The 24,761-nt window shown below is 53.3% G+C and carries 19 protein-coding genes; 18 read left to right on the plus strand and 1 reads right to left on the minus strand.

Annotated elements, in window-relative coordinates; genetic code table 11:
• Window positions 1–78: 78 nt before the first annotated feature.
• Complete coding sequence (locus ACS5NO_RS03470) at window positions 79–735, minus strand: sugar transferase (RefSeq protein ID WP_439413848.1); 657 nt, start codon at window positions 733–735, stop codon at window positions 79–81.
• An 835-nt stretch (window positions 736–1,570) separates the two neighbouring features.
• Between ACS5NO_RS03470 and ACS5NO_RS03475 the strand changes: the two genes are divergently transcribed.
• The 18 genes from ACS5NO_RS03475 to ACS5NO_RS03560 all read left to right on the plus strand — a co-directional run bounded on the left by ACS5NO_RS03475 (window position 1,571) and on the right by ACS5NO_RS03560 (window position 24,447).
• A complete protein-coding gene (locus ACS5NO_RS03475; RefSeq protein ID WP_439413849.1) occupies window positions 1,571–3,883 on the plus strand; it encodes a TonB-dependent receptor in 2,313 nt (770 codons plus the stop codon).
• 262 nt (window positions 3,884–4,145) lie between these two features.
• Entirely contained in the window at window positions 4,146–5,084 is a 939-nt protein-coding gene (locus ACS5NO_RS03480; protein WP_439413850.1) for a DUF4249 domain-containing protein, read from the plus strand.
• A gap of 86 nt (window positions 5,085–5,170) precedes the next feature.
• Window positions 5,171–5,509 carry a hypothetical protein gene (locus ACS5NO_RS03485; RefSeq protein ID WP_150879494.1) on the plus strand — a complete coding sequence of 113 codons (339 nt, stop codon included), beginning with the start codon at window positions 5,171–5,173 and terminating at the stop codon, window positions 5,507–5,509.
• A gap of 142 nt (window positions 5,510–5,651) precedes the next feature.
• A complete protein-coding gene (locus ACS5NO_RS03490; protein WP_439413851.1) occupies window positions 5,652–6,977 on the plus strand; it encodes a hypothetical protein in 1,326 nt (441 codons plus the stop codon).
• A complete protein-coding gene (locus ACS5NO_RS03495) occupies window positions 6,977–8,758 on the plus strand; it encodes an ABC transporter ATP-binding protein (protein WP_439413852.1) in 1,782 nt (593 codons plus the stop codon). The genes ACS5NO_RS03490 and ACS5NO_RS03495 overlap by 1 nt, the downstream gene beginning before the upstream one ends.
• A gap of 19 nt (window positions 8,759–8,777) precedes the next feature.
• Window positions 8,778–9,623, plus strand: coding sequence for a serine/threonine-protein kinase (locus tag ACS5NO_RS03500; protein WP_439413853.1), 846 nt, complete (start codon window positions 8,778–8,780; stop codon window positions 9,621–9,623).
• A 48-nt stretch (window positions 9,624–9,671) separates the two neighbouring features.
• Window positions 9,672–10,631 carry an MBL fold metallo-hydrolase gene (locus tag ACS5NO_RS03505; RefSeq protein ID WP_439413854.1) on the plus strand — a complete coding sequence of 320 codons (960 nt, stop codon included), beginning with the start codon at window positions 9,672–9,674 and terminating at the stop codon, window positions 10,629–10,631.
• A gap of 15 nt (window positions 10,632–10,646) precedes the next feature.
• Window positions 10,647–11,174: a hypothetical protein gene (locus ACS5NO_RS03510; RefSeq protein WP_439413855.1), complete on the plus strand. Its 528-nt coding sequence runs from the start codon at window positions 10,647–10,649 to the stop codon at window positions 11,172–11,174.
• Between the two features lie 695 nt (window positions 11,175–11,869).
• The gene (locus tag ACS5NO_RS03515; protein ID WP_439413856.1) at window positions 11,870–13,093 is read left to right on the plus strand and encodes a caspase family protein; all 1,224 of its coding nucleotides are present in this window, start codon (window positions 11,870–11,872) and stop codon (window positions 13,091–13,093) included.
• Between the two features lie 47 nt (window positions 13,094–13,140).
• Complete coding sequence (locus ACS5NO_RS03520; RefSeq protein ID WP_439413857.1) at window positions 13,141–13,743, plus strand: hypothetical protein; 603 nt, start codon at window positions 13,141–13,143, stop codon at window positions 13,741–13,743.
• Window positions 13,744–13,758: 15 nt separating this feature from the next.
• The gene (locus ACS5NO_RS03525; RefSeq protein ID WP_439413858.1) at window positions 13,759–14,793 is read left to right on the plus strand and encodes a hypothetical protein; all 1,035 of its coding nucleotides are present in this window, start codon (window positions 13,759–13,761) and stop codon (window positions 14,791–14,793) included.
• Between the two features lie 10 nt (window positions 14,794–14,803).
• On the plus strand, window positions 14,804–15,823 hold the full coding sequence (locus ACS5NO_RS03530) for a hypothetical protein (protein ID WP_439413859.1): 1,020 nt from the start codon (window positions 14,804–14,806) through the stop codon (window positions 15,821–15,823).
• Entirely contained in the window at window positions 15,820–17,385 is a 1,566-nt protein-coding gene (locus ACS5NO_RS03535) for a caspase family protein (RefSeq protein WP_439413860.1), read from the plus strand. Before ACS5NO_RS03530 ends, ACS5NO_RS03535 begins: the two co-directional genes overlap by 4 nt.
• Before the next feature lie 11 nt (window positions 17,386–17,396).
• Window positions 17,397–18,917, plus strand: a complete 1,521-nt coding sequence (locus ACS5NO_RS03540; RefSeq protein ID WP_439413861.1) for a DUF4384 domain-containing protein — start codon at window positions 17,397–17,399, stop codon at window positions 18,915–18,917.
• 52 nt (window positions 18,918–18,969) lie between these two features.
• A complete protein-coding gene (locus tag ACS5NO_RS03545) occupies window positions 18,970–20,727 on the plus strand; it encodes a M48 family metallopeptidase (protein WP_439413862.1) in 1,758 nt (585 codons plus the stop codon).
• A gap of 4 nt (window positions 20,728–20,731) precedes the next feature.
• Window positions 20,732–22,006 (plus strand): caspase family protein, encoded by a 1,275-nt coding sequence (locus tag ACS5NO_RS03550; protein ID WP_439413863.1) that lies wholly within the window; start codon window positions 20,732–20,734, stop codon window positions 22,004–22,006.
• Window positions 22,007–22,056: 50 nt separating this feature from the next.
• The gene (locus ACS5NO_RS03555) at window positions 22,057–22,926 is read left to right on the plus strand and encodes an LpoB-related protein (protein WP_439413864.1); all 870 of its coding nucleotides are present in this window, start codon (window positions 22,057–22,059) and stop codon (window positions 22,924–22,926) included.
• Between the two features lie 6 nt (window positions 22,927–22,932).
• Window positions 22,933–24,447, plus strand: a complete 1,515-nt coding sequence (locus ACS5NO_RS03560; RefSeq protein WP_439413865.1) for a caspase family protein — start codon at window positions 22,933–22,935, stop codon at window positions 24,445–24,447.
• Window positions 24,448–24,761: the final 314 nt, after the last annotated feature.

Consider the following 24,761-nt stretch of genomic DNA (forward strand, 5'->3'; position numbering starts at 1 on the left):
CTATGCCAGTATGTTACTATTTTCCCTTTTTGGTCACAATTGTTGTCTGTTAATTAGCGTGTGTTGTCACCCTTTGATTCAACTTAGGGCTTTCACCCGGCCCGCAATAGCCCACCAGCAGATTTTAAAATCCAGCCAAAGCGAGTGTTGACGAGCATACCAGCGGTCGTAGCGAAAGGCGTACGGCAGTTGAATCAGTCCCGGCGTCGAAGCAGTATCCAGTCGGGTTTGGACCAGGCCGGTCATTCCTGGGCGCACCGTCTGGCGTTCGCGATAACCGGGTACCGTCCAGTATTGCGCATCGTACTGAAGCGAATGGGGGCGGGGGCCAACTAAACTCATGTCGCCGAGCAGCACATTGAAAAAAAACGGTAATTCTTCCAGGCGGCTGCTCCGTAAAAACCGGCCCACGGGCGTGATGTCGGCTTGCTGCTGGTGAGTAGCGTGGTATTTTTTCCGGGGATGGTAAACCGTCGTACGAAATTTAAAACACCGGAACGGGCGGCCGTTCCGGCCGGTACGGAGTTGGGCAAAAATGACCGGCCCCGGTGAGGTCAGGCTGATGGCCAGCGCAATCAGGGGAACAAGCCAGATGAGCACGAGTGCTGTGAGCAGACTGGTAAAGAAAAGGTCAAATAAGCGCTTTCCAACCCGCGCATAAACCCTGGGGGTGGCCTTTCGCGTACCGGCAGCACGGGAAGGAAGGGAATAAACCCTGGATACAAGACTAATCATACACGTTGAGAGTAAAATGAATCCATATTAAATAAGTACAGTTTGTGCGTTTTTCTGAAATCGTCGGCTGTTTCCCGGTGACGAGGGTGATTGAGTTGTATTTAACCAACATAATTCGTTGATTATTTGAGAGTTTTCAGACAGCTACAGTGTCTTTCAGAGCAGAGATAGGACAAAATGGGGATTAAATTGGCTTGAAATATTTTCTTTTAAAGAAGTATCGGATTAAAAACTTCTGACAGCCAACTTTGGTATAAGTATTTATCAGACAATAATAGCCCTCAAAAATTCTCCAGACAACTAATCACTTTGAAAAGTGATTGAGTGGTCTTTCTTCGTTTTATTATTTTCTAATCGCATTGTGACCAGCTCCCGTATCGACCGGAATGGACGACGGCGGGACGCGTTCGATGGGCCATCCCGTATCAACTGCCGGTGGTTACTTAGCCGATACTTAGTAATTATTTATGCTGTTGTCGGCACTCGGAGGTTGTAAAAAAGGTAATTATTTTTGCCTTAGGTATTATCTGAAAGATTAAAATCAGATTAAAATTAGCGTCTGATAAAATTTTCACTGTTTTTTAAATACAAGTTAATTTGTTGTAAATCAAATAAATAACTGATTTTATATCCTCTTTCAAATACCTGGAGAAATTATTTTATTTACTTTTTTTGTGAATCGGTTACTCAACATGTCTGATAAAGTATTTACTTTGCATTAAGTAAAAGTACTCAGTAATATTCTCTGTCTGATATTGTGAAAGCATCCTCTACTCTTGCAAAGCTATTTTTTGCATTAGCGACCATTTCGGCGGCAGCGCAAACCCCGGCAACCATGTCGGGGTTTGTCTGGGAAATGGGCAGTCGCAAGCCACTTTCCGGCGTTCACGTTTATTGGGCCGGTCACCAGACGGGAACGGTTACTGATGCCGCCGGTTTTTACACCTTATCCGTTCCGGCAAACGATAGCCTCACGGTAATTTTTTCATTTGTAGGTTACGAAACGGTTACCCGCACCCTCCTTCCTAAGCCATCTAAGCAGACACTGGATATATACCTGACGCCCGGGCAGACCCTGACCGAGGTGTCGGTTAAAAGCCAAATGGCGCGGCCAAAAGATAGCGACAACGCCCAACTCAGCCGCATCGAAGTTCCGATTGCCCAACTCCATAAAATACCGGCTTTGCTGGGCGAAAAAGATGTATTGAAAGTGATCCAGCTTTTGCCGGGTGTTCAGAAAGGATCGGAAGGAAACGCGGGCGTCTACGTCCGGGGTGGTGGGCCGGATCAGAACCTGATCATGGTCGACGAAGCGGTGGTCTACAATCCCAGCCACCTGCTCGGCTTTTTCTCGGTATTCAACGGCGACGCCCTGAAGGGAGTCGAACTGACGAAAGGCGGTTTTCCGGCGCGGTACGGCGGCCGGCTGTCGTCGGTCATCGAAATGGGCATGAAAGAAGGCGATAAGAATAACCTGCACGGTACGGGCAGCATCGGTCTGATTGCCTCCCGGTTAACTCTCGAAGGCCCGTTGCAGAAAGGCAAAGCGTCGTTTCTGGTGTCGGCGCGGCAGTGTTATTTAGGATTGCTGACGCAGGCACTCTCGCCGGGCTCGGAATCCGGCCTTCCGTCCCGTTCTGGTTTCTACGATTACAACGCCAAACTTTCGTTCGATCTGGGCCCGCGCGACCGCGTGTATCTGAGCGGGTATACGGGAGCCGACCAGTTCACCAGCCAGCGGATTTACAACGACCGCACCCTCGAATCGGGGCTTGGCTGGGGAAACTCGACGGGTACCCTGCGCTGGAGCCACCGGTTTTCCAACCGCGTGTCGGGTCATACGGCGCTGGTTTTCAGTCACTACAAAATGCGGGTTTCCAACGAAGAAACGGCTACGATTGCCAACCAGCCCGGGGCGGTTTTCCGGCTGGAGTATCTGTCGGGCATCCGGGATTTTACGCTGAAACACGACCTCGATGTCTATGCCGGTTCGACGCATCAACTGCGGTTTGGTTTTCAGGCAACGTCTCACCGGTTTACGCCCAGCGCGGTGGTTTCGGCCAAACTGGAAACCGGCACGCCATCGATGCGGGCCGATCAGGCCATCGAGGTAATTGAATCCGGGGCGTATGCCGAAGATTTCTGGCAGCCGACGAACCGCTGGCGCATCAACGCCGGGTTGCGGCTGAGCTACTTCTGGCACAAAGATGCGCAGTACGTCCGGCCGGAACCCCGCCTGTCGGTGGCCTACAAACTACCGGCCGACTGGACGCTGAAAGGAGCCTATGCGATGATGAACCAGTATGTTCACATGCTGTCGAGTTCGGGTGCCGGTCTGCCCACCGACCTGTGGGTCCCCACCACCGACCGGGTGAAACCGCAACAGTCTGAGCAGCTTGCGATTGGGGTCGTGAAAGATTTCAATGCCGACATTGCGCTCACCGTTGAGGGCTATCACAAAACGATGACCAACAACATCAGTTACAAAGAGGGCGCCAGTTTTCTGCTGACCAACACCACAGCCACGGGCGCGCCCGCCCGTTGGGAAGATAATGTGACGGCGGGCAAAGGCTGGTCGTACGGGGGCGAGGTGATGCTCCAGAAAAAAACCGGTCGCTTATCCGGGTGGCTGGGTTACACGCTGTCGTGGACACAATGGCAATTTGCGGATCTGAACGGCGGCCGGAAATTCTTTCCGCGCTACGACCGTCGGCACGACTTCTCGGTGGTTGGCGTATATGAGCTCCGTCAGCGGTGGACATTGTCGGGAACGTGGGTGTACGGAACCGGCCAGGCCCTGACGGTTCCAGTGTCGCGGTATGCCGTGAGTGCCAACAATCCGGATCATTCCAACCCCAGTGCCAGCCCGTTTATCGACACCCGAAACGTGAAAGATTACGGCGAGAAGAACAGTTTTCGGGCCGAAGCCTTCCACCGGATGGACCTCAGCCTGCAATACCATACCAGGAGAAAATCGCGCGAGAGTATTTGGGAATTAAGTGTTTACAATGCTTACAACCGGCGAAATCCTTTTTATTATTCGCTGGAAGGGAAAGTGGAAATCGACAACAAACCGTCGAAGTCGGTGCTCTATCGGTATTCACTCTTTCCGGTCGTTCCCACGGTCAGTTACACGTTCAAGTTTTAAACCGAGTAGTTGAATACAATCCCGTGCAGCGAATGCAATGGCGCATTGCTGTACGATCATTAAAGTGCAGTGGGTGTAATTGAGCACCCCTGCACCCCTGATTATCAAGTACAGTGGGTGTAATGGAGCACTCCTGTGCGGTTTTTAAAGTACAACCGGTGCAATGGAGCACCGTTGTGCGGGTTCTGAAGTACAAGGAGTGCAATGGAGTACTCCTTGTGCGGTTTTAGTGAATAACTCTCTGTCTTACCCACTTATTACCATGAAACGGATATACGTCGTATCTCTGCTTGTTATGCTATTGGCCGCCGGTTGCCAGAATATGCGTCAGGAAATTGAGCCCGAAGGGTTAACGCAAGTCGCTAAAAAACTGGTCCTGATTGGATTCATTTCTCCGCAGGACACGGTTTTAGCCATCAAGGTGAACAGCACCCGCCCCGTCGCCGACCCCAATTACACGACCAATTACGGCGTGGTCCGGGATGCTAAAGTAACGCTCACGGCCGGTAGCCGGTCGATTCAACTCACGTATAACGGCAAGAACGATTATTACCAGGCTGATCCGAAAAAATTTCCGATTCGGGCGGGCGAGACGTACCAGCTCACGGCGCAAACCCCCGACGGGCTGAGTGCCTCCGGTGTCTGTACGATTCCGCAGGCCCTGCGCCTGCAACAGGTCCGGCTCGATTCGTCGGAGGACGCCAGCCGTCAGAAAGAATATTTTGTTCGGTATTATTGGCAGGATGCGCCGTCCGTAACCAACTATTACCAGACAATTGGGGTCTTTGCCTATGCGAAGTCGTGCCCCACCTGCAAAGCGGAAGCAGGCACGAAGCCCAAGGCTGAAGCCACGCCGGTTCTTTTTGAATCGCTGGGAACCGTCAACACGCTGTTGTCGGATGGTGCCAGAGACGGTAAAATGCTGGAATCGTATCGGGGGCTTCTGAACCAGAGTACCACGACAACCCAGACTGTGTCTGATAAAATGACGTTCGTTAACCTGTATGATAAAGCCACCGTGAAGGCGAGCTTACTCCATGTGGATGAGGCCTATTACAAGTATCACCAGGCGCTGGAACTGCAAAAAAAATCGGATGGGAACCCGTTTGCGGAGCCGGTTTTATTGCCCAATACGATCACGGGTGGTCTGGGTTGCTTCGCCGGTTATAACCAATCGACGGTTACGGCAACCTTTAAATAACAATTTTTCCCGGGATATTAATTTTTATCAAATTTTATTCCGTACAAATACTCAATTTTTGTTATCATTGTATACTTCTTTGAAAGATGCCCCAATCAGCCATGAAAGACTACATCGTTGTCCATTATGACGGCAACAGCACGAATCTTACCTACACCGATACGGAAGAAGATGCCCGCGCTTATCTCGCTGCGTTGATTACTACGAATCAGGTACGTAAAGATGATACTTTGTCCATCGTTCGGGTCTGTGACGATTATTTGGTCTATTTCAAGCGCCGGAATAACACGCTCAAAACCGTTCTGGGAAAAAAAGCGCAGACCTCGGTAAGCTGGAGCGAGTTCTGGCTGGGGCCAACCCAGGAATTACTTACAAAGCTGTATAAAAAATTAGCCAATTTAGGCATTGCTTCCGGGGGGCGGTAGGGTATCTCTTCCTCAGCGTTCTTCCGGGCGGTACACCGAAACTATAGGTTTTCCTGTACCCAAAATGTAGGTCTTTGCGGATTGAATGGGGGAGCCCCGAACGAGATCTTTGTAATGGTCAATCCATCTAACAAAGGCTCTCATGCACGCTGTTTCTACCCCCGCTCCTCAACCGGTTCGTACCGCCGAATCCGATCCCCAGAATGACGGTTTTTTTGCGGTACTCTACGACATCATCCGGAATCACCCGCTGCTCTTCACGGCGTTTTTCATGATTCCTTTTCTGGCTCTGCTGATTTCGCTGGGGTTGAAATGGTACTATGTCTTTCACGATACATCGCATTATTTATCTGATTTTCAGATTGATCCCCTAACCGGAAAGTGGACGGACGCTCGGGCGTATTTTAATCCGGGTCTCGACAAATACATCCGTGAACTCGACATTGCCGGTTTGCTCGGCGGGATTGTCGGAATCTTTATCGGTTTATACGTCACGGTCACGACGGAGAAAGCCAACCGCCTGAAGGAACGGCTGAACCAGCAGGAAATGGAGCACATCAAAACCCAGACCAATCTGCTGGTGCAGGCTACGCAGTCGCTCAACACGCTGATGATCGACGTGAGCGGCAAAGTCAACGAAAAAGTGTTGCTGATGGAAGGCTCCGACGAGGTGCTGAAAGGCATTGGCCGGGTGGTCGAATCGGCGCAGTCGCAGGGCAATGATCTGCTCGTTTTGTCCAATACCGCCCGGGTGGAAGGCATTGCGCCGTTTCGGATGGATTATGTCGCCAAACACGCCGATCTGAAACCGCACGAACTCCGGAATGCGACCCAGTTCGACTACGCCCGCAAAGCCGAAGGGCTGCAACGCGACTGCACGGACGTGGAAAACAAGCTGAAAGGAGCCGCCATTTACCTCCAGAACATGGGCAGCGACGCCCACGTCGAGTTTGTGACCCTGAACGACCAGAACGAAGGAGCGAGTCACGCTTTTCTGAAATACCTCGGCAAAGTCATCAACGAACACGTTTTAGTCGAAACATACCGCCCCGGCAGCAACGCCCTGTTGAGCCAGACCGACAGCGTTCCGCATCACAACCGGTTTTTGATTCCGTCGTCGGCGATCGAACCGACCGATCCCAAAGCACTGCTGGTGAACCAATTGTATGCCGAACACACCCAGGCCATTCGGGAAATGCAGGAACTGGGCATCCGGATTACGAAAGCAAACAAGACGCTGCCCGTTCAGCTTTTCATCAGCGCCCCCCGCGAAAACAAACCGGGAATCTACCGGGGTCTGTGTGTCTGTATTCTCGGCAGCGGTTCCAGCACGAGCGGCCGGGCCACCAAACTGACGGCTTTTTTGACCGAAGACCCGCACATCGTGGCCTCGATGACCGAGCTTTTCTACGACTACCAGACCGACGGCAAACTGAACACCCAGGAATTTATCCGCCAGATGATCTGATGAATACGTTCCTGTTGATCCGAAAATTGTGGCCCTTCGTCCGGAGCTACCGGGGAAGTCTGGCCCTGGCGCTCCTGCTGACGACCATCGGTGCCCTGCTCGCTCAGGTGACGCCCCTGGTGATGGAACACACGGTCAATACCGTCCAGAAGTTATTGAAACAACCCATTGACAAACAGGAAGTAAGCTGGGTGGTCGGGACGCTGGTGGTGATTCTGCTGGCCAAGGAGGTGTTGAGTTTGCTGGTGCAACTGGGGCAGAAGTTTCTGAGCGACCGCATCCGGTTTCGCATGGCCGCCGACCTCTACGATTACACCATTCAGCGGATTGTTTCGTACCACCTGTCCTTTTTCGCGTTGGGCCAAAACCAGACCGGGAAGCTCGAAAAACGCATCGACAAGGGCATCGAGAGCCTGACGAAAACCGTCAAAAACCTGTTCGTAGACATTGTGCCGATGCTGGCCAATGCCGCTTTTGCGCTGATTCTGATTTACAACAAAAATGTCGGGGTGGGCGTTGTCGCCACGCTCGTATTGCCGGTTTATGCCTACATCAGCCGGGAACAGACCAATCGCCAGAAGCAGATTCGCCGGAATATTCAGGAAATCCGGGAAAACAAGGCCAACGCATTGTTTGGCCTGCTGGAATCTATTTTTGTCGTCAAATCTTTCGTGCGGGAAGGCTACGAACAGGGCCGCCAGCACGACCTGAACCACCGGCTGGCCGAAAACGAAATCCGCCACCACCGCACCAATTACCTGTTTGACGGGCTAAAAAGCGTTGCCGAGCAGGTGGGAATCGTGCTGGTTTTTGTCGTAACGATCTATTTTGTCCTGAACCGCCAGATGTCGGTCGGTGCCATTTTGCTGCACATTATGCTGTTCAATAATGTATCGGCGCCAGTTCGTCACCTGCACCGCATCTATGATGAATACACCGAGGCCCTGGTGTATGCCGAAGGATTTTTCGATATGATTGAGAACAACACCTACGTGCTCCAGCGCGGTTCGCTGAAATCGCCCGTCTGGAAGGGGCATTTTACCCTTCAAAACGTGGATTTTGTCTATCCCAACGGCAAACAGGCGTTGCGGAACATTACGCTCGAACTGCAACCCGGCAAAGTGACGGCCCTGGTGGGTTTGTCGGGCGCGGGCAAAAGCTCGGCGCTGAATCTGCTGGCCGGTTTTTATGACCCGACGCGGGGCCGCGTGCTGCTCGACGGCCAGCCGTTATCGGACTACGACAGCGAATTTGTCCGGGAAAATGTCGGGCTGGTATTGCAGAAAAACCACATTTTTGCCGGTACCGTCGAAGAAAACATCCGCTATGGCAAGCTCGACACGCCTTTTGAGGCCGTGGTAGAAGCCGCCCGCCAGGCCAGTCTGCACGATCAGGTGTTGCAGTTGCCGCAGGGCTACCAGACCGAAGCCCGCGCCCTGTCGGGTGGTCAGCAGCAGCGGATTGCGATTGCCCGGCTTTTCCTGAAAAATCCGCCGGTGCTGCTGCTCGACGAACCCACCGCCAGCCTCGATGCCATTACGACCGAACAGATCAAGGATAGTCTCGATGCGATCAAGCAGAACCGGACGGTTTTGATCATTTCGCACAACATCAGCCAGATCATGGACGCTGACCAGATTTATGTCATGCAGGAAGGGGAAATTGTGGGTCAGGGAACCCACGAATCGCTCTACCGCGACGGTGGTTTGTACCGCGACATCATTGATTCCAACGCCCGCTCGATGAACCTGACCCGTTTGGCGGCCACGGTTCTGGGATAAGAAAAACCGCATGTGAGCCATGAACCAACCAATACGAGGATACACGCTGACCCAGTGGGTGGGGTCGGGCGGCATGGGCGAGGTGTACCAGGCCTACCACACCGCGACGCAGCGAACGGTGGCCATCAAGCTGTTGAGCCGGATGGAGCAGGCAGAACGGTTTCGGAACGAAGCCGCCGTACAGGCCTCGCTACGGCATCCGCACATTGCGCTCGTGTACGAGTTTTTTGTGGAAAATGGCCTTTCCTGTCTGGTGCTGGAATACATCGAAGGGCCAACCATCGAGCAGTACATCCGAAAAAATGGGCCTTTTTCTGAAGAGACCGCCTGGAAACTACTGGCCCAGATTGCCTCGGCGCTGGAGTATATGCACAGCCGCGACATCGTTCACCGGGATCTGAAAGCGGGAAATATCAAAATTGCCCGACCCGGAAAAGCCAAATTGCTGGATTTTGGACTGGCGCGGGCGGCTACTTCACCGAAGCTGACGCACGAGGGCCACCTGATCGGGACGGCGTCTTCGATGGCCCCCGAGCAGTTTTTCGGCCGGAGTAGTTCCGCGTCCGACTGCTGGGCGCTGGGGGTTTTGCTGTATGAAATGCTGACGGGGCAGCCCCCGTTTGGCGGAAACACGCAGAGCGAAATTGGTCGCCGGATTCAGAAAGGCGATTACCTCGCTCCCCACAAGCTGAATCCCGGGCTGTCGAAAGCGAGTGAGCGGCTCATCGACCGGTTGTTGACGGTGTCGCCTGACCGCCGGATGACCGCCCGGCAGGTGCTGGAGGCCCTGCATCACCCGGCTTTGCTGAACGCTCCCGACTGGATGGGGCCGGTCTGGAAGTGGTGGGATCGGGTGAAGCCTTGAATTGGTGGCAGAAATCGTGTAGTTTTAAACGGCTAACCCGTTTGCTCCATGGCTGTCCGATTTCTACCTGTCTTCTTTTTTCTCTTTGTATTCTTCGGTGCCGTTGCGCAAAAACCGTCCGGGTCAACCTTCAAGGTGGTTCCGTTGGGGGTGAAAGGCGGTATCGACGAAAGTAATCTTTCGGCTTATCTGCTGGCACCGCAGGGAACGGATGCGTACATCTGCCTGGATGCCGGAACGCTCCATGCCGGGATTGAGAAAGCGGTTCAGAATCAGGTATTTAAAGTCAGTGCCGAAGCCGTTCTGAAAGAGTATATCAAAGCCTACCTGATCAGCCACGCCCACCTGGATCATTTGTCGGGTCTGATCATCAACTCGACGGAAGACGCCCGGAAGCCGATTTACGCGATGGCGGCTTGCCTGGAGGTGCTCAAAAAAAACTACTTCAACTGGAAAAGCTGGCCCAATCTGGCCAACGAGGGCGATCAGCCAGCGTTGAGCAAATACCGGTATACGGTTCTTTCGCCGGAGAAGGAAATTCCCATTGAAGCGACGGGCATGAGTGTGCGAACTTTTCCGTTGAGCCACGGAAATTCGTACCAGAGCGCGGCATTTCTGATCCGAAATGGTGAGCATTATATGCTGTACCTGGGTGATACAGGACCGGATTTAATCGAGAAATCGAGCTATCTGTCGCAACTCTGGCAGGCGGTTTCCCCACTGGTTCAATCGAAAAAGCTGAAGGGAATATTGATCGAAGTTTCGTATCCAAACGAGCAACCGGATAATCAGTTGTATGGACATTTAACCCCCAACTGGCTGATGCACGAACTGACGGCTTTGAGTAAATTGACCGGTGCAGCAGCCCTGGACGGATTGCCGGTTGTCATTACACACATCAAACCGGCGGGAAACAACGAAGCCGTGATTAAAAAACAACTTCAGGAAAATAACACGCTGAAATTAAAACTGATCTTTCCCGGGCAGGGATTGCTTCTCGAATTTTAACATTTCTCTTCACCCATGTTTCCATTCTGGTCAACGGTTTTATTCGCCTTGCTGATGGTAGCTGGTTTCCTGCTGCTCTTCAAAAGCATTGGCAAATTGATCCGCGTTTATACAGCCGGAACGAAAATTGAAGACTCGGCGCTGGTGCCGGATTTTGAATTTTCGTTAAAAGAGCCCGGCGCATACGAAATCGCGGTCAAACGCCCTTCGTTAACCGGTATCATTCCGACGGATATTCCGTTTGAAGTGTCCGATTTAATGACGGGAAAAACCGTGGCTGTGCATTCGTTTGTCAACGTGCTCGGGCAGCGGAAAGATGGGTCGGGCAGTCGGATTGTTCCCATTGCTGAATTTACCATCGAGCAGGAAGGGCGTTTTAAGTTGATAAATCCGCAAACTGGTCGGTTTAAAGAGAGAGATTCCCTGATGGTGATGCCCAAAACCGGTAGTCAGGGATTTCTGATGATTTTTGCGGTTTTATTTTCAGCCATCCTCTTCATTGGCGGGCTGGTGTTGTTTATTCTGTCGCTGGTGAAGTCTTAAAAACCATAGACCTGCCTAATAGAGTTGTAGTGATCGGTCAGGTAATTTTATGAAATTATTCACGAAGGGTTTGATTATCAGTTGGTATTGTTTCGCTAATTCCACGGCAATTCTGACCACCCGGGCTTTATAACCTAACCGGAAAGAGAATAAAAATTCCTGATTAATTTTAATCAAAAACCGTATTTATTTGTAAGAATACCACGTATTTTTGCTCTTCACTCGTAGTTTCATTCCACACACTTCCAGTCAGAATTCCTGTAACACTTCCATCTCTAACAGACAATGAAAGAAGCGCGCAGGTTGGTTCAGGCGTAAGCCGATGGCCTTCCTGTAATGATATATGGTGTAGTTTTTAGTCATGCTAAACGAGATATAATCCTCAGAATCAGAACGGGAGAAGTGAGCCGGAGAAAACAGGCATCCATCAAATCCGCGTGTCCATCTACATCCTGCCGATACCAGCGATTATGTCCTGTTTTCCTTAGTAGAAATACCCGAAAGTAGGTATTGTTAGCCTGTATGGTATGGCTAATTTTACCTTGTTTACCAAAACGCGAATTAGGTAATATAGAGGTATGGCCTGTCCAGAAGCGGCCTTTGGTCGCGGGCGGTTTTTATTCTCATTTTTTTTCAAAAAGGGTGATAACCTGCGTCCGGTTACCGGCATTGATGAGTACAAAAACAAATTCTTTATGCGATCGATCGTCTTGTTTTGCATTTGCCTTGTCAGCCTGACTACGCTTCAGGCTCAATCCCAACCCACTTTCCACGTCATCATGGTGGGGGCTACCGAGGATAAAACCCTGGCTCGGGCCTGCCAACTGGATTTGTTTCACTTCGACGAGCAGTTTAGTAAAATTGCCGAAAGCATCGGCTATGCGTATAAATCGGACGTGTTGGTGAAGGACCAGTTCAGCAACGCTGCGATTCGGAAATCGATACTGGGATTGACCTGTGGTGCGGAGGATATTGTCGTTTTTTATTACACCGGACACGGTTTCAACCTGACTAAATATGCGGGAAACTTCCCGATTATGGCAATCGATACGACCGGCGACGGAAACTTTCCCCTCATGCTCATTCATGAGGAATTGATGAAAAAGAAGGCCCGTTTTTGCCTCACCATCGGCGATTGCTGCAACAAAGTGATCGATGAGAACGTCCCCCAGGACCGCTCTATGGTGAAAGGGACGGCCTGTAATCCGGCCATTTTTCGCCAGTTATTCCTACAGCAGCGGGGGGGGGTCATTGCCGCCAGTAGCAAACGGGGGCAGGTTTCGGGAGCCGCTCCGGGCGGGAGTTTTTATACCTGGTCGCTCCTGCAATCGATCGATTATGCCTGCCATTACAACGAACGGGTGACCTGGGAGCAATTGCTCGACGATACCCAAACCCGGATGTGGAGCATTCAGGCCGCCCGTTTGGCTAAACAGGAGTCGATCTTCACGGTTGGATTGGCCGGTGATTCCACCGCGACGGCGCCGGACAGCCAGGTGGCAGTGGCTCCGGCCAATCCGACAGCCACACCAGCGTCAGCTTCGGTCGATTCCAATGCGGCTGCTCCCGTCCAGACACCGGTGGTCGCCGGAGCCCCGCAGCCCGCGGCTCCGGCTCAACGACCGGATTTCAGCGACGTCAACGGTTTTCTGAATACGCTGGCGGATGAGTCGCTCACGTATGCCGTCCGCACCTCGAAGCAGACGCAGGCCGGGCAGTATTTTGTTCACAACGCCCGGGTAAAAGTATACGTCAACGCGACCCAGGTGGCGCTGATACCGCTGGATCAGTTGATGAGCCGCTATTCGACGCTGGCAAAAAGCATCCGGCAGGTCAACATCGTGGAGCGGCTTTCCAAACTCGATCCATCGGGCCGGTTTTACACCGAAGTCGCCGTCCAGGAAATTTGGAATCAATAAATGATACAGTGCTGATTGATAAAACTTTACAGAATAACCCCATCCCTATGAAATTCCTTTTTCTGCCCGTTTTACTGAGTCTGATGCTGACCGGAGTCCAATCGGTATCGGGGGCCAACGCCACCACTATAATTAATCCGGATACGCTGACCCAGCAGCAACTTCAGGACTTTGGCGAAGAAGCTAAAATCCGGATCAAGGCCTTCGTGGATTACCTGGGAATCATCGCGGACAAAGACCGTCCCTTCGATGAACGCAATGGTGCCATCCGGCAGGCTCTGCTGATGTTCAAGAAAGATGTCAGCGTGGAGGTTTCCAATATCAATACGGGGGGGCATATCACCTTGCCGTTGCGGCAATACCTGGAAAAGATCAAGGCACTCAAGTACGATAAAGTGCAGATTACCAACTTCGAATCGGTCCGGTTGAGTGATTGGAAAAAGCAGCCCGATGGGTCCTACCAGGCGGCCGGGCAGTATTTTCAGGCCTTTAAAGCCTGGCGAAATGGCGTCCCGGTTTATCAGGATAAAACCACCAAGAAGATAGAAGCAGACCTGCGGGTGCGGGAAGACCCCTTCTACAAAGAGAAAAACTGGATGGTTTTGTTGGGGAATATCACGGTGGATGCCACTGTTCGGGACGATAACTAATTGCACACAACGCGAATGACAATTTGGCAAGTAGTAATGGGAGCCATTCCGCTGCTGGCGGTTTTGGGCCAGACGCCGGCGGTTATCGAGGGGCCACGAACGATGGGGGCGACCGATACGATCCGGCAAGCCGGGGTGACGGACACGCTCAAAAAACCGGCGACGGATTCGCTCACGAGACTCTCTGCGGATTCGGTGACCAGGCCGGCCTATCTGTCCGTGGTGAGCCGGCCCGCCGAACCGTTCATGATTCAGCGCGTGGCTTTTGTGAGTGATTTTCTGCACCGGCTCAATTACCAGCAAACGCCGACGCAGCAGGCTTTCGACTCCCTGAGTCGGCTGACCTACCCGCGGGAACGTTACCTTCGGATGCTTTTCAACGAAGACGACCCGCGGCTGAATGCGCGCTCGGGCCGACACAGCCCGGCCTATCAAACCCTGGTGGATGAGTTTGTGTCAACGATTGCAAACGACACGGCCGCCGTTTTGCTGCCGAAGGACACGGAGCAGTTATTTGGCGAAGTGGAATACACGGTTTTGTATAAAAATACACCCCAGAAGGTTACCTTTTTTCTGAAAAGAAACCGGACGGATTCCTATTCGGACTGGAAAATTATCGATGCGGAGGCTCCGTTTCTGAAGGCTTCGCGGACGGATACCATGCGACTGGATACGTCCCGACGCAACGATCGTTCGCTGTTTATCAGTTCTGAAACGCACGAAACCCGGTTTTTGAATCTGTTTAATTTTCTGCGCAACCGCGAAAACCTGCTGGCCTTTACGCTTTCGGCCTATCCGGTTAGTAAAACGCTGATCCGGCTGTCGAAGGCTGTTCAGGACGGTAGCCTGACGTTACAACAAACCCAGAAAGTGCATCTGTATCTGGATATTCGCCGGGGCTGGCTGCTCAAACTGGAAGATTTTCACCGGGAAAAAGAGAATGCGGGCTGGCTGATTACCGACCTCTACAGCGTCGAGTACCGAACGCCCCTGCCTGCCGCCCTGAGCCGGTACATGAAATGGTCCGCATCGTCTAAAAAGCCTGACTGACATGAATAGCATGAAAAACATACTGGTAGGGATTCTGATTGGTGGCTGGATCTCCAGTACGACCGGTTGGGCCGCCCCCGTTAAACCCGCCGGATTCAATCTGGTGAATCCGGCCGTGGCAAACTGGCTGGCGAAGTGGGAAAACCGAGTCAATCGACTCAGCAGCCGGGTCGATTCGGCCGAGACTGACACCCGGAAACTGGCTTCTTTGCAAGACTTTTTTGTGGCCGATACGGTGAAGATTCCGGATTTGCGCCAGCCAGCGGTTATTTACCAGCACGTTTCGCCCCAAACGACCGCCCGGAACTGGGTCAACGGTTTTTCGCAACTGTTCTGGGAAGATGTCTTTCATTTCCAGCTTCATCCGACCCGGATGCGGCAAGTGGCCAAAAAGAAGAACCGCACCCGCCTTGAAGTGACCGCGTCGGTAGCGTTGACGGGCATCCTGAGAGAAGGCCGGCAGCCGCTGCGGCAACGCGACGAGTGGGTGCTTGAACTGGATGCGACGGAGCGAAAGGGGACCTACCAGGATTTGGTCATTCACAGCATCCGGCGGAAAACCGGCTCGGTCGAGCTGCCGGGATTGACCATTGCGAAAGTGGCCGACTACCACGAGCAGATGCAGCATTGGTTTGTTCGGTTTCTGGCCGACCCAACCCGGCAAACCCAGGCCCTTGGTAAACTGAAACAACTGATGCGCTCGGATACCGTGGTGGTGATCACCGGTGAAAAAGCCGATACGCTGACGCTGGCCCAGCTTCTGGCCCTCCGGCTGCGCCCCGAAGCCATCGCCCGGTTTCAGATTCAATCGTTCGACCTGGAATATTGTGATGACTTTATCGAGAACCCGGATAAGGTGGTGGTTGGACAGCTCATTGTGCTGGAAGGCGTTACGGTTTCGGTCGAAAGCTCGCAGATTTACCGGCGTAAACGAACGGATGCCGTGCCGTTTCCGGCCGGTCGCCGGGAACCCTGGGTTCAGGCATCCAACCTGATCGTTCACTGGAATCAACCGGATCAACTGCGATGAAACACCTGTCAATTTTCGTGCTGCTGCTGGGTCTGGCTGTTTTTTTCGGCCCCTCGATTCAGGCCCAATCGGTCCGGACGGCGCTGCAGTGGATGGAACTGGCCGACCGGGAAACCGATCCGCAGAAGGCCATTGGCTACTACCGGGAGGTCCTGAAAATCCAGCCCGATGGCCTGACAGCCGCCGAAGCCTATCACGGGAGTGCGGTGGTTCGCTCGTTGCCCGCCGTGAAAGCGTACCGGGAGGCTCTGGAGGACGTCAATCAGGCCATCCGCCGGGACGAGGGACCGGCCAAATACTACGCCCAGCGTGCGTATATCTACATTCAGTTGAGCGAGTATGAACGGGCCGCCCGCGATTACCAGCAGGCCATCAACCGCGCGCCCTCCAAAGCGGATTACTACAGCGGGTTGAGCTACTGCCAAACCAAACACGGCCGGTTCGACGAAGCCGAAACCACGGCCCAGAAAGGCATCGATCTCAACGCCAATTCGCCCTATGCGTATCGAAACCGGGGCCGGGCGCGGTTGCGGAAAGGCCAGGTCGATGTGGCCATCGCCGATTTTCAGACCAGCCTGAAATTGAAACACGGCCAGCTTTTTCGGGTGTATTGTGATCTGGGTGAAGCCTACGAACAGAAAGGTGAACCGCAGCAGGCGCTCAAATACTACCAGCAATCGCTGGACATCGATCCGGATTTTCCGGATGCGCTGGTGGGCAAGGCACAACTAGAGCAGAAATTGAAAATTGGCGGCAAAACCGGTGCGCTGCCAGCTTCCAATTTCAACGGTCGGCGGGTGGCCCTGGTGGTTGGCAACTCCGACTACAAGAACGTGAACAGCCTGGAGGGGCAACCCCGAAACGACGCCAAAGCCATGCAAAAGCGGCTGACCGACCTGGGCTTCGAAACCATACTCGTTACCGATGTGACGCGGGAAGGCATCGATAAAACGCTGCTGGAATTTTATAAAAAAGCCAGTAAAGCCGACGTTGCGCTGGTATTTTATGCCGGTCATGGCGTGCAGCACCGGGGTGAAAACTACCTGCTGCCCGTCGATGCGCAGCTTAAAAACCCGGAAGACATGGATTTGCAGGCCATTTCGGTGACGAATCTGATCGACGCCATTCAAAAACAGGAGCCCCGGTATTGCATCATTATCATCGATGCCTGCCGCGACGACCCGTTTGGTAAACCTGCCGGAACGACCGCTCCGGCCCAAAAAGACAGCCCCCGGTCGGTTCGGCTTTCGGGAGTTGCGGGCGAGCTGCCCCGCCCCGTTTCCCAGGGTGGACTGAGCCGCGGATTCAAGCGGATTCATGTCGAAAACAGCATCAATAACTGCTACGTAGCCCTGGCCACCGCACCCGGCTCCACCGCCCGGAATGGCCCGAAAGAGAATGGATACTATACGGCGGCCCTGCTCACGCACCTTCGGCGGGGACGACGGATCGGGGATGTTTTTCAGGATGTACGCAGTGAGGTGATTGCCCAAACCCAGAAAAATGGATTTTCCCAACAACCGGAATACATCGACCGAACCGTCGAGCCCCTTGTTCTGTAACCCTAATGCTGATGAAACTTATGAAAAAATATACGGCTACTGCATGTCTGCTTTTCCTGTCGCTATGGGGTGGTTCTTCGGCGGTCTGGGCTCAGCAACGCTTCACCCGGGGAGATAGCACTGCGTTCATTGTCAATTGCCGTACGGCCCTGGAAGACTATACCAGCGCCCTGAACGCAGCCGGTTTTTACTGCCAGTCGCAGGGGGAGTTCAACAGCAAACAACAGATTTTGATTGCCCAGTCGTTTGCCGGCAAAGAGACGTTTGTGTTCAGCGATCTGATGGGCGAGTCGTATCCCGTCGAGCAGTATTCGCAGCAATTTCGCCTGTTCAAGGGCGATGCGGAAACCAACCTGGACCGGGAGAAATACCTGCTCAGCCGCAACAAGGAAGGGAAACTGGTGATGGTCACTTATGTAACCCAAACGACGGAGTTTAACAAACCGGGGACGCCCCGAACCAAACGGACGACCCCGCTGGCGATCCATTTTTCTTTCGATATCCTCACCGAATCGAGCGGTTTTGAACCACAGAACTACCGGATTGTCAAGATCGAAAAAGCCGCCGTCATTCCTCCCCAGGCTGTTTCTTTTCCGGTTGATGTGAACCTGCCCGAAATTCGCCAGCGTGAACGCAGCCTGAGCTGGGCGGTGTATCGCCTGGCCAAAAGCATCACGGAAAAACTGCCGGACAAGAAGAAACCGGTGGTGGTAAGAAAATTTTCGTATGACAACAGCCAACTCACCAATGCGTTTTCCGACCAGTTGGTGAACGAGCTTCGTCAACGGCTAAAAACCGACGAAGGCCTGACTGTGGTGGCCGACGATCCGGCCCAGGGGCTGGGGATTCGCGGAAGCTACCGGCAAAGGGGCGGTCAGGTTGAAATCATGACCGAACTCTTTGACCCGGCTACGGACAACAGTTTCGCCAAACTCACGCCGAATCTGGATCTGCCCGTTACCTGGGTGCAGGAGAAGGGGCTTCAACTGAAACCGGAACAGAACGATGAGGTGATTGCCACCCAGCAGACCATTACAACCGGAGCGCCACCGGCTTCGGCTCCGCCCGTGGAGGCCAAAACCGAACCCTTTCAGATCACGATGAAGGCTTCCGGGACGGCCCGGAAAAACCTGGAATTCTGGGAAAAAGACACCATGACGGTGCAAATCCGGGTTAATAAGCCCGGCCACGTTCGGCTCCTCTATGTGCAGACCAACGGCGAGGTCGCCCTGCTCTGGAATGACTTCGAGATTAAACCGGGTCAGGAAAACAAGGACATCGTGTTCCCGGATCAGTTTGAGTGTATTCCGCCTTTTGGTCAGGAAACCCTGATTGCTGCGGCATCGACCACCCGGTTTTGTACGGTCGAAACCAAACCGAACGAACACGGCGCGGACATCATCGTGGGAACGCTGAAAGACGCGCTGAAGAACGCCCGGTGTGTGGATCGGGGCATGGCCCGGTTGCCCCAACTGGCCGAGACGCGGCTGGTTCTGACGACCCGCAGCGCGGTGGCCCAACGCACGAAATGACGTTTTGAATTCGCCGTTGACCCGGCCATACCTTTTATCTAACCCTGGTCTCATGAAAACCATGCGTATTAACCTGTTGATGGGGATGCTGCTCTTTCTGCCGCTGACCCTGGTGGCCCAGAAGGGCAAGAAGAAAAAGGAGGAATCGAAGCCGGAAACCACGGCTCCAAAGCCCGTAGCTCCGGTGGTGCCGGACACGCCGGTGGACGAAGTGCCCCTCGATAAAACCGGAAGAGGGATTATCATCGAGTTTAAACCGCCTTATAAATACATGCTGGTGCTGGCCGAAAACGATGAAGAAGGGCGGTATAGTCACGTGTTCATGACCGATTCAACCCTGTTTCCGAAGCGCAGGGTGGGCTATTCGAAAGGGATCCGGCGGAAAGTAAAACCCCAGGATTTGCTGACCCCTTCCTCGTTCCGGGCCGGTATGGAAATCACCTTCCATTTCGACCATCGCCAGCGGACGTTGCAGAACACGGCCAAAGAAATTTACCTGGATGATGAGTATTTCGGAAAGGCCAAAGTCAGCGGTATTCTCGAATTTCGGGATGGAAACCGGGCGATTATCGACGGACAGGAGGTGCGGATGGACCCCAAAGCCGAGGTAAAGGGCCAGGACGAATGGAAAAACAAAACATTCAACTCCTTCAACCAAATGCAGTTGGGAGCCGAACTGACCGTAACGGGTCGGCGCGATACGAGCGGGGTTATTTTTGTCAAATCCGGCACCATGCGCCCGGTTGAAATCAGTAAGGATGATCTGTTGATGCGCCGGGCCATCAACAAGGCTTTGTTCATGAACAAAGATGTTTTACAGATCGGAAAAGAGACATCGTATCGCTTCGTGACCGAACGAAACCTGTTTGCGTATGTCAATGATGTGGGGCAGAAACTGATTCCCGAATACCTGAAATCACTGGACCCCAACCACCCTGATTTTATCAACTTCAAGTTTTATCTGGTTCACGACGATACGTTCAATGCGTCGGCCTATCCCAACGGAACGGTCATCGTGCATACCGGGCTGATCAAACAACTGGAAAACGAGGCCCAGTTGGCGGCCATTCTGGGCCACGAAATTGCCCACGTTACCCAGCGCCACCACACCAAAAGCTACCGAACGAGCAAAGACTGGCAGGCGCTGGCCGATTTCGGCAGCACCGTGACCGGCTACCAAACCGGTAGCGATGTGCCGGCCAAGTTGATTCAGACGGCCAAAGACATGTACCACAGCAGTTATAACCGCGAACAGGAAACCCAGGCCGACCGCATCGGGCTGCAATACATGTTCATGGCTGGCTATGACCCCCGGCAGGCGGCCAAAGTCTGGAGTAAACTGGCGCGGGATGAAAAAGAAGCCGGTGAATCGCCGGAGGAAGCTGCGGCCCTGCAATACGTCATGAACGCTTCGGAGACCGGCGAACAACGGCAGGACAACAGCCAGCGAGCCTCCGACCTGGCGGCCACCGGTTATGCGTTGAGAAACCAGAACTACGCCATGCTCGCGTTCCGGAATGTGGCCGCCAAAAAAGGCGAGTCGGTATATTCGTCACACCCGCGCTCCCTCGACCGGTTCAACCACGTTAACTTTCTGCTTTCGACCGCCTTCGCCTATACGGATTTTAATACGCTGGAAACCAACGAGTCTGACTTTAAAAAGGTCCAGGCTCAGCTTAAGAAGATCGTCGTTCAGCCCGCAGCGGGGGTGAAAACACCGGACAAGCCCGGTGACAAAAAGAAGAACCCTAAAGCACCGGGGAAGAAACCCGCGAACAACCGGGGGAAAACATTCGTAAAACCGCAGTAGCCCTATGCGCATCGTAGCCCTTCTCTTTCTACTCTGTTTCGCCGGCCCGGGGACTTCACCGTCTCTGGGACAGGCGAAACTGCATTTTATCGTTTTTGCGGACACGGATGATCCAACCCTCGGCGATGCCAACCGTAAAACGTACAATTACCTGACCGGCAATTACGGACCCAACGTTGCCCGATATGCCGGTTTGTCACTCGAAATGGCGGCTTATAGCGGAGCCAAATGCCTGGCCACCGAACTGGATCAGAAGCTGGACGCACTAAAAGTGGACGCCGACGATGTGGTGCTGTTTTACTTTATCGGACACGGCTGGAACAACCGCCAGAACGAATACCCCTCCCTGATTTTTGGAAAAGCCAACGCCGACCGCGCTACGCTGGAAACCAGTTCCCGAAATCTGCAAACGATTTATGAACGGATTCTGGCCAAAAAACCGCGTCTGGCGCTGGTGATTGGCGAAGCCTGTAACAAAGAACGGAGCGATGAGCCGCCCGTCACCAGCAAACGCGAGGCCATTCCGATGGATGCACCGGAAAGTGCCGATGCCGCCAAATACAACGCGTTGTTTCGGAATTATGCCGGGAGTCTGATTCTGAGCAGTTGCAAACGCAACCAGTATTCCTTCAGTGATCCGAAAGGCGGGTGGCTGGGGGTTTCCTGGCAGGTGGCGACCAACCGGCTGCTGTCGTCGAAAACAAAGGAAAAACCAAGCTGGGATCAGTTTGTAAAAACCGTCGTCAAACTGACCGAAAGTGCGGCTGCGAAGAACAACCAGAACCAGAATCCGCAGCTACAGATGACTATTCGCCCCATCCAGGGAGGAGGGGGCGGTGTTCCGCCAAAACCGCCGGTTTCGCCCGTACTAACAGATCAGGCGCCCTGCCCGCCTTTAGACAGCTATGTGAACGAGACGGCCCTAGCCGGTATTCGGGAAGATTTGCCGCTGTTGAAGCGGATGGATGAGGAAATCAGTACGGATAATGCCGAGCAGTTTGCCGAAAAATTCGACACGTTTTACCGCAACCAGAAGAATTTTTATGATTCCCTGAACCAGATGCTTTTCTACGATCAGGCCGATATGCCGGAACGCTGTCGGGCGGGCTTTCAACAGGATACGCGCTGGGTAAAACCCAAAACGACGGAAATCATCCGGCGGTATCAGATCGTGGTCAAAATGAGTAAACAACCCCAGCAGCTCGTGGCCCAGGCCCGGAGCGAATTGCCCTCGCTCATCCGTCGGCTGGAGGAAATTCTCGAAAAACTGGATAAATAATCGCGCACCCAACACCAATTTTCTCTCGTTAAAAACAAATCACGTTTACTATGAAAGTTCTCTTTACGTTAGCTGCATGGCTTTTTGTGGTTCCCCTGACGATGGCTCAGGTTTCGTCGCAGCCGGTTGTGAGCGTGTTTCCGTTCAAAGGAAACTACAGCGACCGGGTCACCTCGGCCGTTTTTTCGGGTCTCACGAGTTCAAGACGGGTCAAAACCGTCGATTCGTCCACCCTGGATGAGATTGTTCAGCAGCAGAAAAAGTCGCTGGACGACAAATACGATCAGACCAACGCCATTCAGGCCGGGCAGTTGGCAGGAGCCCAGTTCATGATCAACGGCGAAGTAACGGCGGTGAATTTCAGTAACCAGCGGATCGGGAATGTAACCTATAATAACTGCAATGTGGAAGCCAAAGTGCAGGTGACTGACCTCGAAACCGGCGTTAGTGAGTTCGAAACGCTTCAGAGTTCGTCCAGTTCCAGCAGCAATTCGGATCGGGATTACCTGGTCAACATCGCCATGAGTTCACTGATGTCCAAAGCAGAAAGTTTTGCCCGCCGAAAATTTCCGGCCAGCATGCAAATTCTGGAAGTGCTCGAAAAAAGCGAGAAAAAAGGCATCATCAGCTTTCGGGTCGAAGGCGAGGGGCTGACTTCGAAAGCATCGGCGTCGGACGGAGACGAGCTTCCCTTTCCGTTTCCACTGCCGGGCATGCGCACGCGCATCATCATCACCAACCAGCGCGAAGTAGCCCGGCCCGATGGAACCAAACGGATTGTGAATGAAGAAGTTGCTTTCGCTAAAATAAAAAAGGTCGAAGATGGCGGCACGGCGTTGTGCACGGTGACCGAAGGCGGAAAGAGGCTGCAGGAATTGTGGGATAAACAGGCCCGGCTGATGCTTAAAACCACCAATTAAGAAGAGATGATGATGAGATTCCGATTGAGTGTGCTGTCGGTTCTGATGGGGAGTTGGCTGGCGTGTGCCACGGTTTTTGGGGCCGTGGCCGAACCGCCGGTAGCGGTCGTGGTGAAGACGGGAAGTGCCCACGACCTGACGTCTGTCCTGCCGGTTTTGCAGGGATTGCTCCGCGAGCGAAAATTTTCGGTGGTGGCGGGTTCGCAGGCTGGCGAGGCCGGGTGGCGGATCGAGTTGAGCTGTCTGACGGATAAATGCCCGCTGGATGCGTCGGTGCCGCGGGTGATCGTCAAACTGGAAGCCTTCGACCCCGGGCAGCCGGAGCCGGTCGCCGTTGTCAGGGCTCCCCATTGCAGTGTTCAATCGATTGATCAGGCGGCTTCCCAGGCGGTTACGATTCTTTTCAAAGGCCGGGGGGCGTATGAACGCGACCGCGAAGCGTTTTTTCGGCAGATTGGCTTTCATTTTTCCGGAAAACAGGCGGCACCGGTGCTGGCCGTGCGGGATACCGTTGGCCCGCAAATTGATGTGATTAGCCCTTCGCTGCCGGAAGCGGCCCGGGGCATGGCCCGGTTGGCAAGGGCTAAAACGGGCGAGGTCACCATCATCGGGCGGGTCACCGATCCCGCAAAAGTAGACCGGCTTACACTCAACGGCCAGTCGGTTGCGCTCGACGAAAAAGGGACGTTTCAGCCGGTGGTGCAACTGACCGACCGGGGCGACTACCCCATTCTGCTGGAAGCGTATGATGCGGTGGGCAACATGAGCCGACTGGAATTTACGCTGACGCCCCAGATGGCCCAGCGGATTGCGGCTGCGAAGTCGGCGGTCGATAAACGGCTGGCTTTGGTGATCGGGAACGGCGGTTACACGGGCGTGCCAGCGCTGGGCAATCCGGTCAACGATGCCGACGCGATGGCCAGCTCGTTGACCAGCCTGGGATTCAGGGTGATCAAATGTACAAATGTCGACCGGATTGCCCTCATCAGTGCCATCAATACGTTTGGCGAGGTGCTGAGTAAGGAAAATTACACGGTTGGGATGGTCTATTATGCCGGTCATGGTGTTCAGCGCAACGGATTGAATTACCTGGTTCCGGTGGAGGTGACGAAGCAGAGTGATGTCGAATCGGAATGCGTTGGCTTGCAGCATATTCTGAATAAAATGGAAGTTGCCAACACCCGCGTCAACATTCTGGTGATGGATGCCTGCCGAAACGATCCGTTCGTCAAACCGGCCCAGCAACGGGATGCCGGCAATTCGGGCGGACCGGCGTCGATCAAAGCCCCCACCGGCACGCTCATTGCCTTTGCCACCGCGCCCGGCAGTACGGCCGCCGATGGAACGGGTAAAAACGGTACCTACACCGAAAGTTTACTGCAGCACATCCAGAAGCCCAATGTCTCGATCGAGTCCGTTTTCCGGCTGGTGCGCACGGATGTGATGCAGAAAACAAACAACGAACAGATTCCCTGGGAGTCGACTTCGCTGACGGGCGACGAGTTTTATTTCCGGCGTTGAAATTTAACGAGTTGGCCGCATGCGCAATCATTACGGGGCTGGCTTTTGTTTCTTGGTTGCCACAAATTTCCAAACTATTTCTTGGTTTCAAGTTGCATCATGTTGAATAAGAGCCTTCAGTCAGCCAATTAGTATATTTTCTGGAAATAGATGCGAGTGCTTCAGGAATCCAAGTAAGTTGGAAATCAAATTTTGTGTATATTGTACAAGTAAATATATGGAAAAGAATCTTGAGAAAAGTAGATAGAAGATCTCATGATACTTTAGTAAAGGTAGGTCAGTGATGGTCTTGCAATTTCATCTTAACTAAGATA

Origin of the sequence: Larkinella fluvii (assembly GCF_051857545.1) — a bacterium.
Taxonomy (GTDB): Bacteria; Bacteroidota; Bacteroidia; order Cytophagales; family Spirosomataceae; genus Larkinella.

What these genes read in the sequence shown, in the direction of transcription:
- ACS5NO_RS03480 (WP_439413850.1), top strand. Translation starts at nt 4,146, where the DNA reads ATGAAACGGATATACGTCGTATCTCTGCTTGTTATGCTATTGGCCGCC.
- ACS5NO_RS03560 (WP_439413865.1), top strand. Translation starts at nt 22,933, where the DNA reads ATGATGATGAGATTCCGATTGAGTGTGCTGTCGGTTCTGATGGGGAGT.
- ACS5NO_RS03515 (WP_439413856.1), top strand. Translation starts at nt 11,870, where the DNA reads ATGCGATCGATCGTCTTGTTTTGCATTTGCCTTGTCAGCCTGACTACG.
- ACS5NO_RS03540 (WP_439413861.1), top strand. Translation starts at nt 17,397, where the DNA reads ATGAAACTTATGAAAAAATATACGGCTACTGCATGTCTGCTTTTCCTG.
- ACS5NO_RS03530 (WP_439413859.1), top strand. Translation starts at nt 14,804, where the DNA reads ATGAAAAACATACTGGTAGGGATTCTGATTGGTGGCTGGATCTCCAGT.
- ACS5NO_RS03510 (WP_439413855.1), top strand. Translation starts at nt 10,647, where the DNA reads ATGTTTCCATTCTGGTCAACGGTTTTATTCGCCTTGCTGATGGTAGCT.
- ACS5NO_RS03545 (WP_439413862.1), top strand. Translation starts at nt 18,970, where the DNA reads ATGAAAACCATGCGTATTAACCTGTTGATGGGGATGCTGCTCTTTCTG.
- ACS5NO_RS03520 (WP_439413857.1), top strand. Translation starts at nt 13,141, where the DNA reads ATGAAATTCCTTTTTCTGCCCGTTTTACTGAGTCTGATGCTGACCGGA.
- ACS5NO_RS03495 (WP_439413852.1), top strand. Translation starts at nt 6,977, where the DNA reads ATGAATACGTTCCTGTTGATCCGAAAATTGTGGCCCTTCGTCCGGAGC.
- ACS5NO_RS03505 (WP_439413854.1), top strand. Translation starts at nt 9,672, where the DNA reads ATGGCTGTCCGATTTCTACCTGTCTTCTTTTTTCTCTTTGTATTCTTC.
- ACS5NO_RS03475 (WP_439413849.1), top strand. Translation starts at nt 1,571, where the DNA reads ATGTCGGGGTTTGTCTGGGAAATGGGCAGTCGCAAGCCACTTTCCGGC.
- ACS5NO_RS03550 (WP_439413863.1), top strand. Translation starts at nt 20,732, where the DNA reads ATGCGCATCGTAGCCCTTCTCTTTCTACTCTGTTTCGCCGGCCCGGGG.
- ACS5NO_RS03470 (WP_439413848.1), bottom strand. Translation starts at nt 735, where the DNA reads ATGATTAGTCTTGTATCCAGGGTTTATTCCCTTCCTTCCCGTGCTGCC.
- ACS5NO_RS03535 (WP_439413860.1), top strand. Translation starts at nt 15,820, where the DNA reads ATGAAACACCTGTCAATTTTCGTGCTGCTGCTGGGTCTGGCTGTTTTT.
- ACS5NO_RS03485 (WP_150879494.1), top strand. Translation starts at nt 5,171, where the DNA reads ATGCCCCAATCAGCCATGAAAGACTACATCGTTGTCCATTATGACGGC.
- ACS5NO_RS03490 (WP_439413851.1), top strand. Translation starts at nt 5,652, where the DNA reads ATGCACGCTGTTTCTACCCCCGCTCCTCAACCGGTTCGTACCGCCGAA.
- ACS5NO_RS03555 (WP_439413864.1), top strand. Translation starts at nt 22,057, where the DNA reads ATGAAAGTTCTCTTTACGTTAGCTGCATGGCTTTTTGTGGTTCCCCTG.
- ACS5NO_RS03525 (WP_439413858.1), top strand. Translation starts at nt 13,759, where the DNA reads ATGACAATTTGGCAAGTAGTAATGGGAGCCATTCCGCTGCTGGCGGTT.
- ACS5NO_RS03500 (WP_439413853.1), top strand. Translation starts at nt 8,778, where the DNA reads ATGAACCAACCAATACGAGGATACACGCTGACCCAGTGGGTGGGGTCG.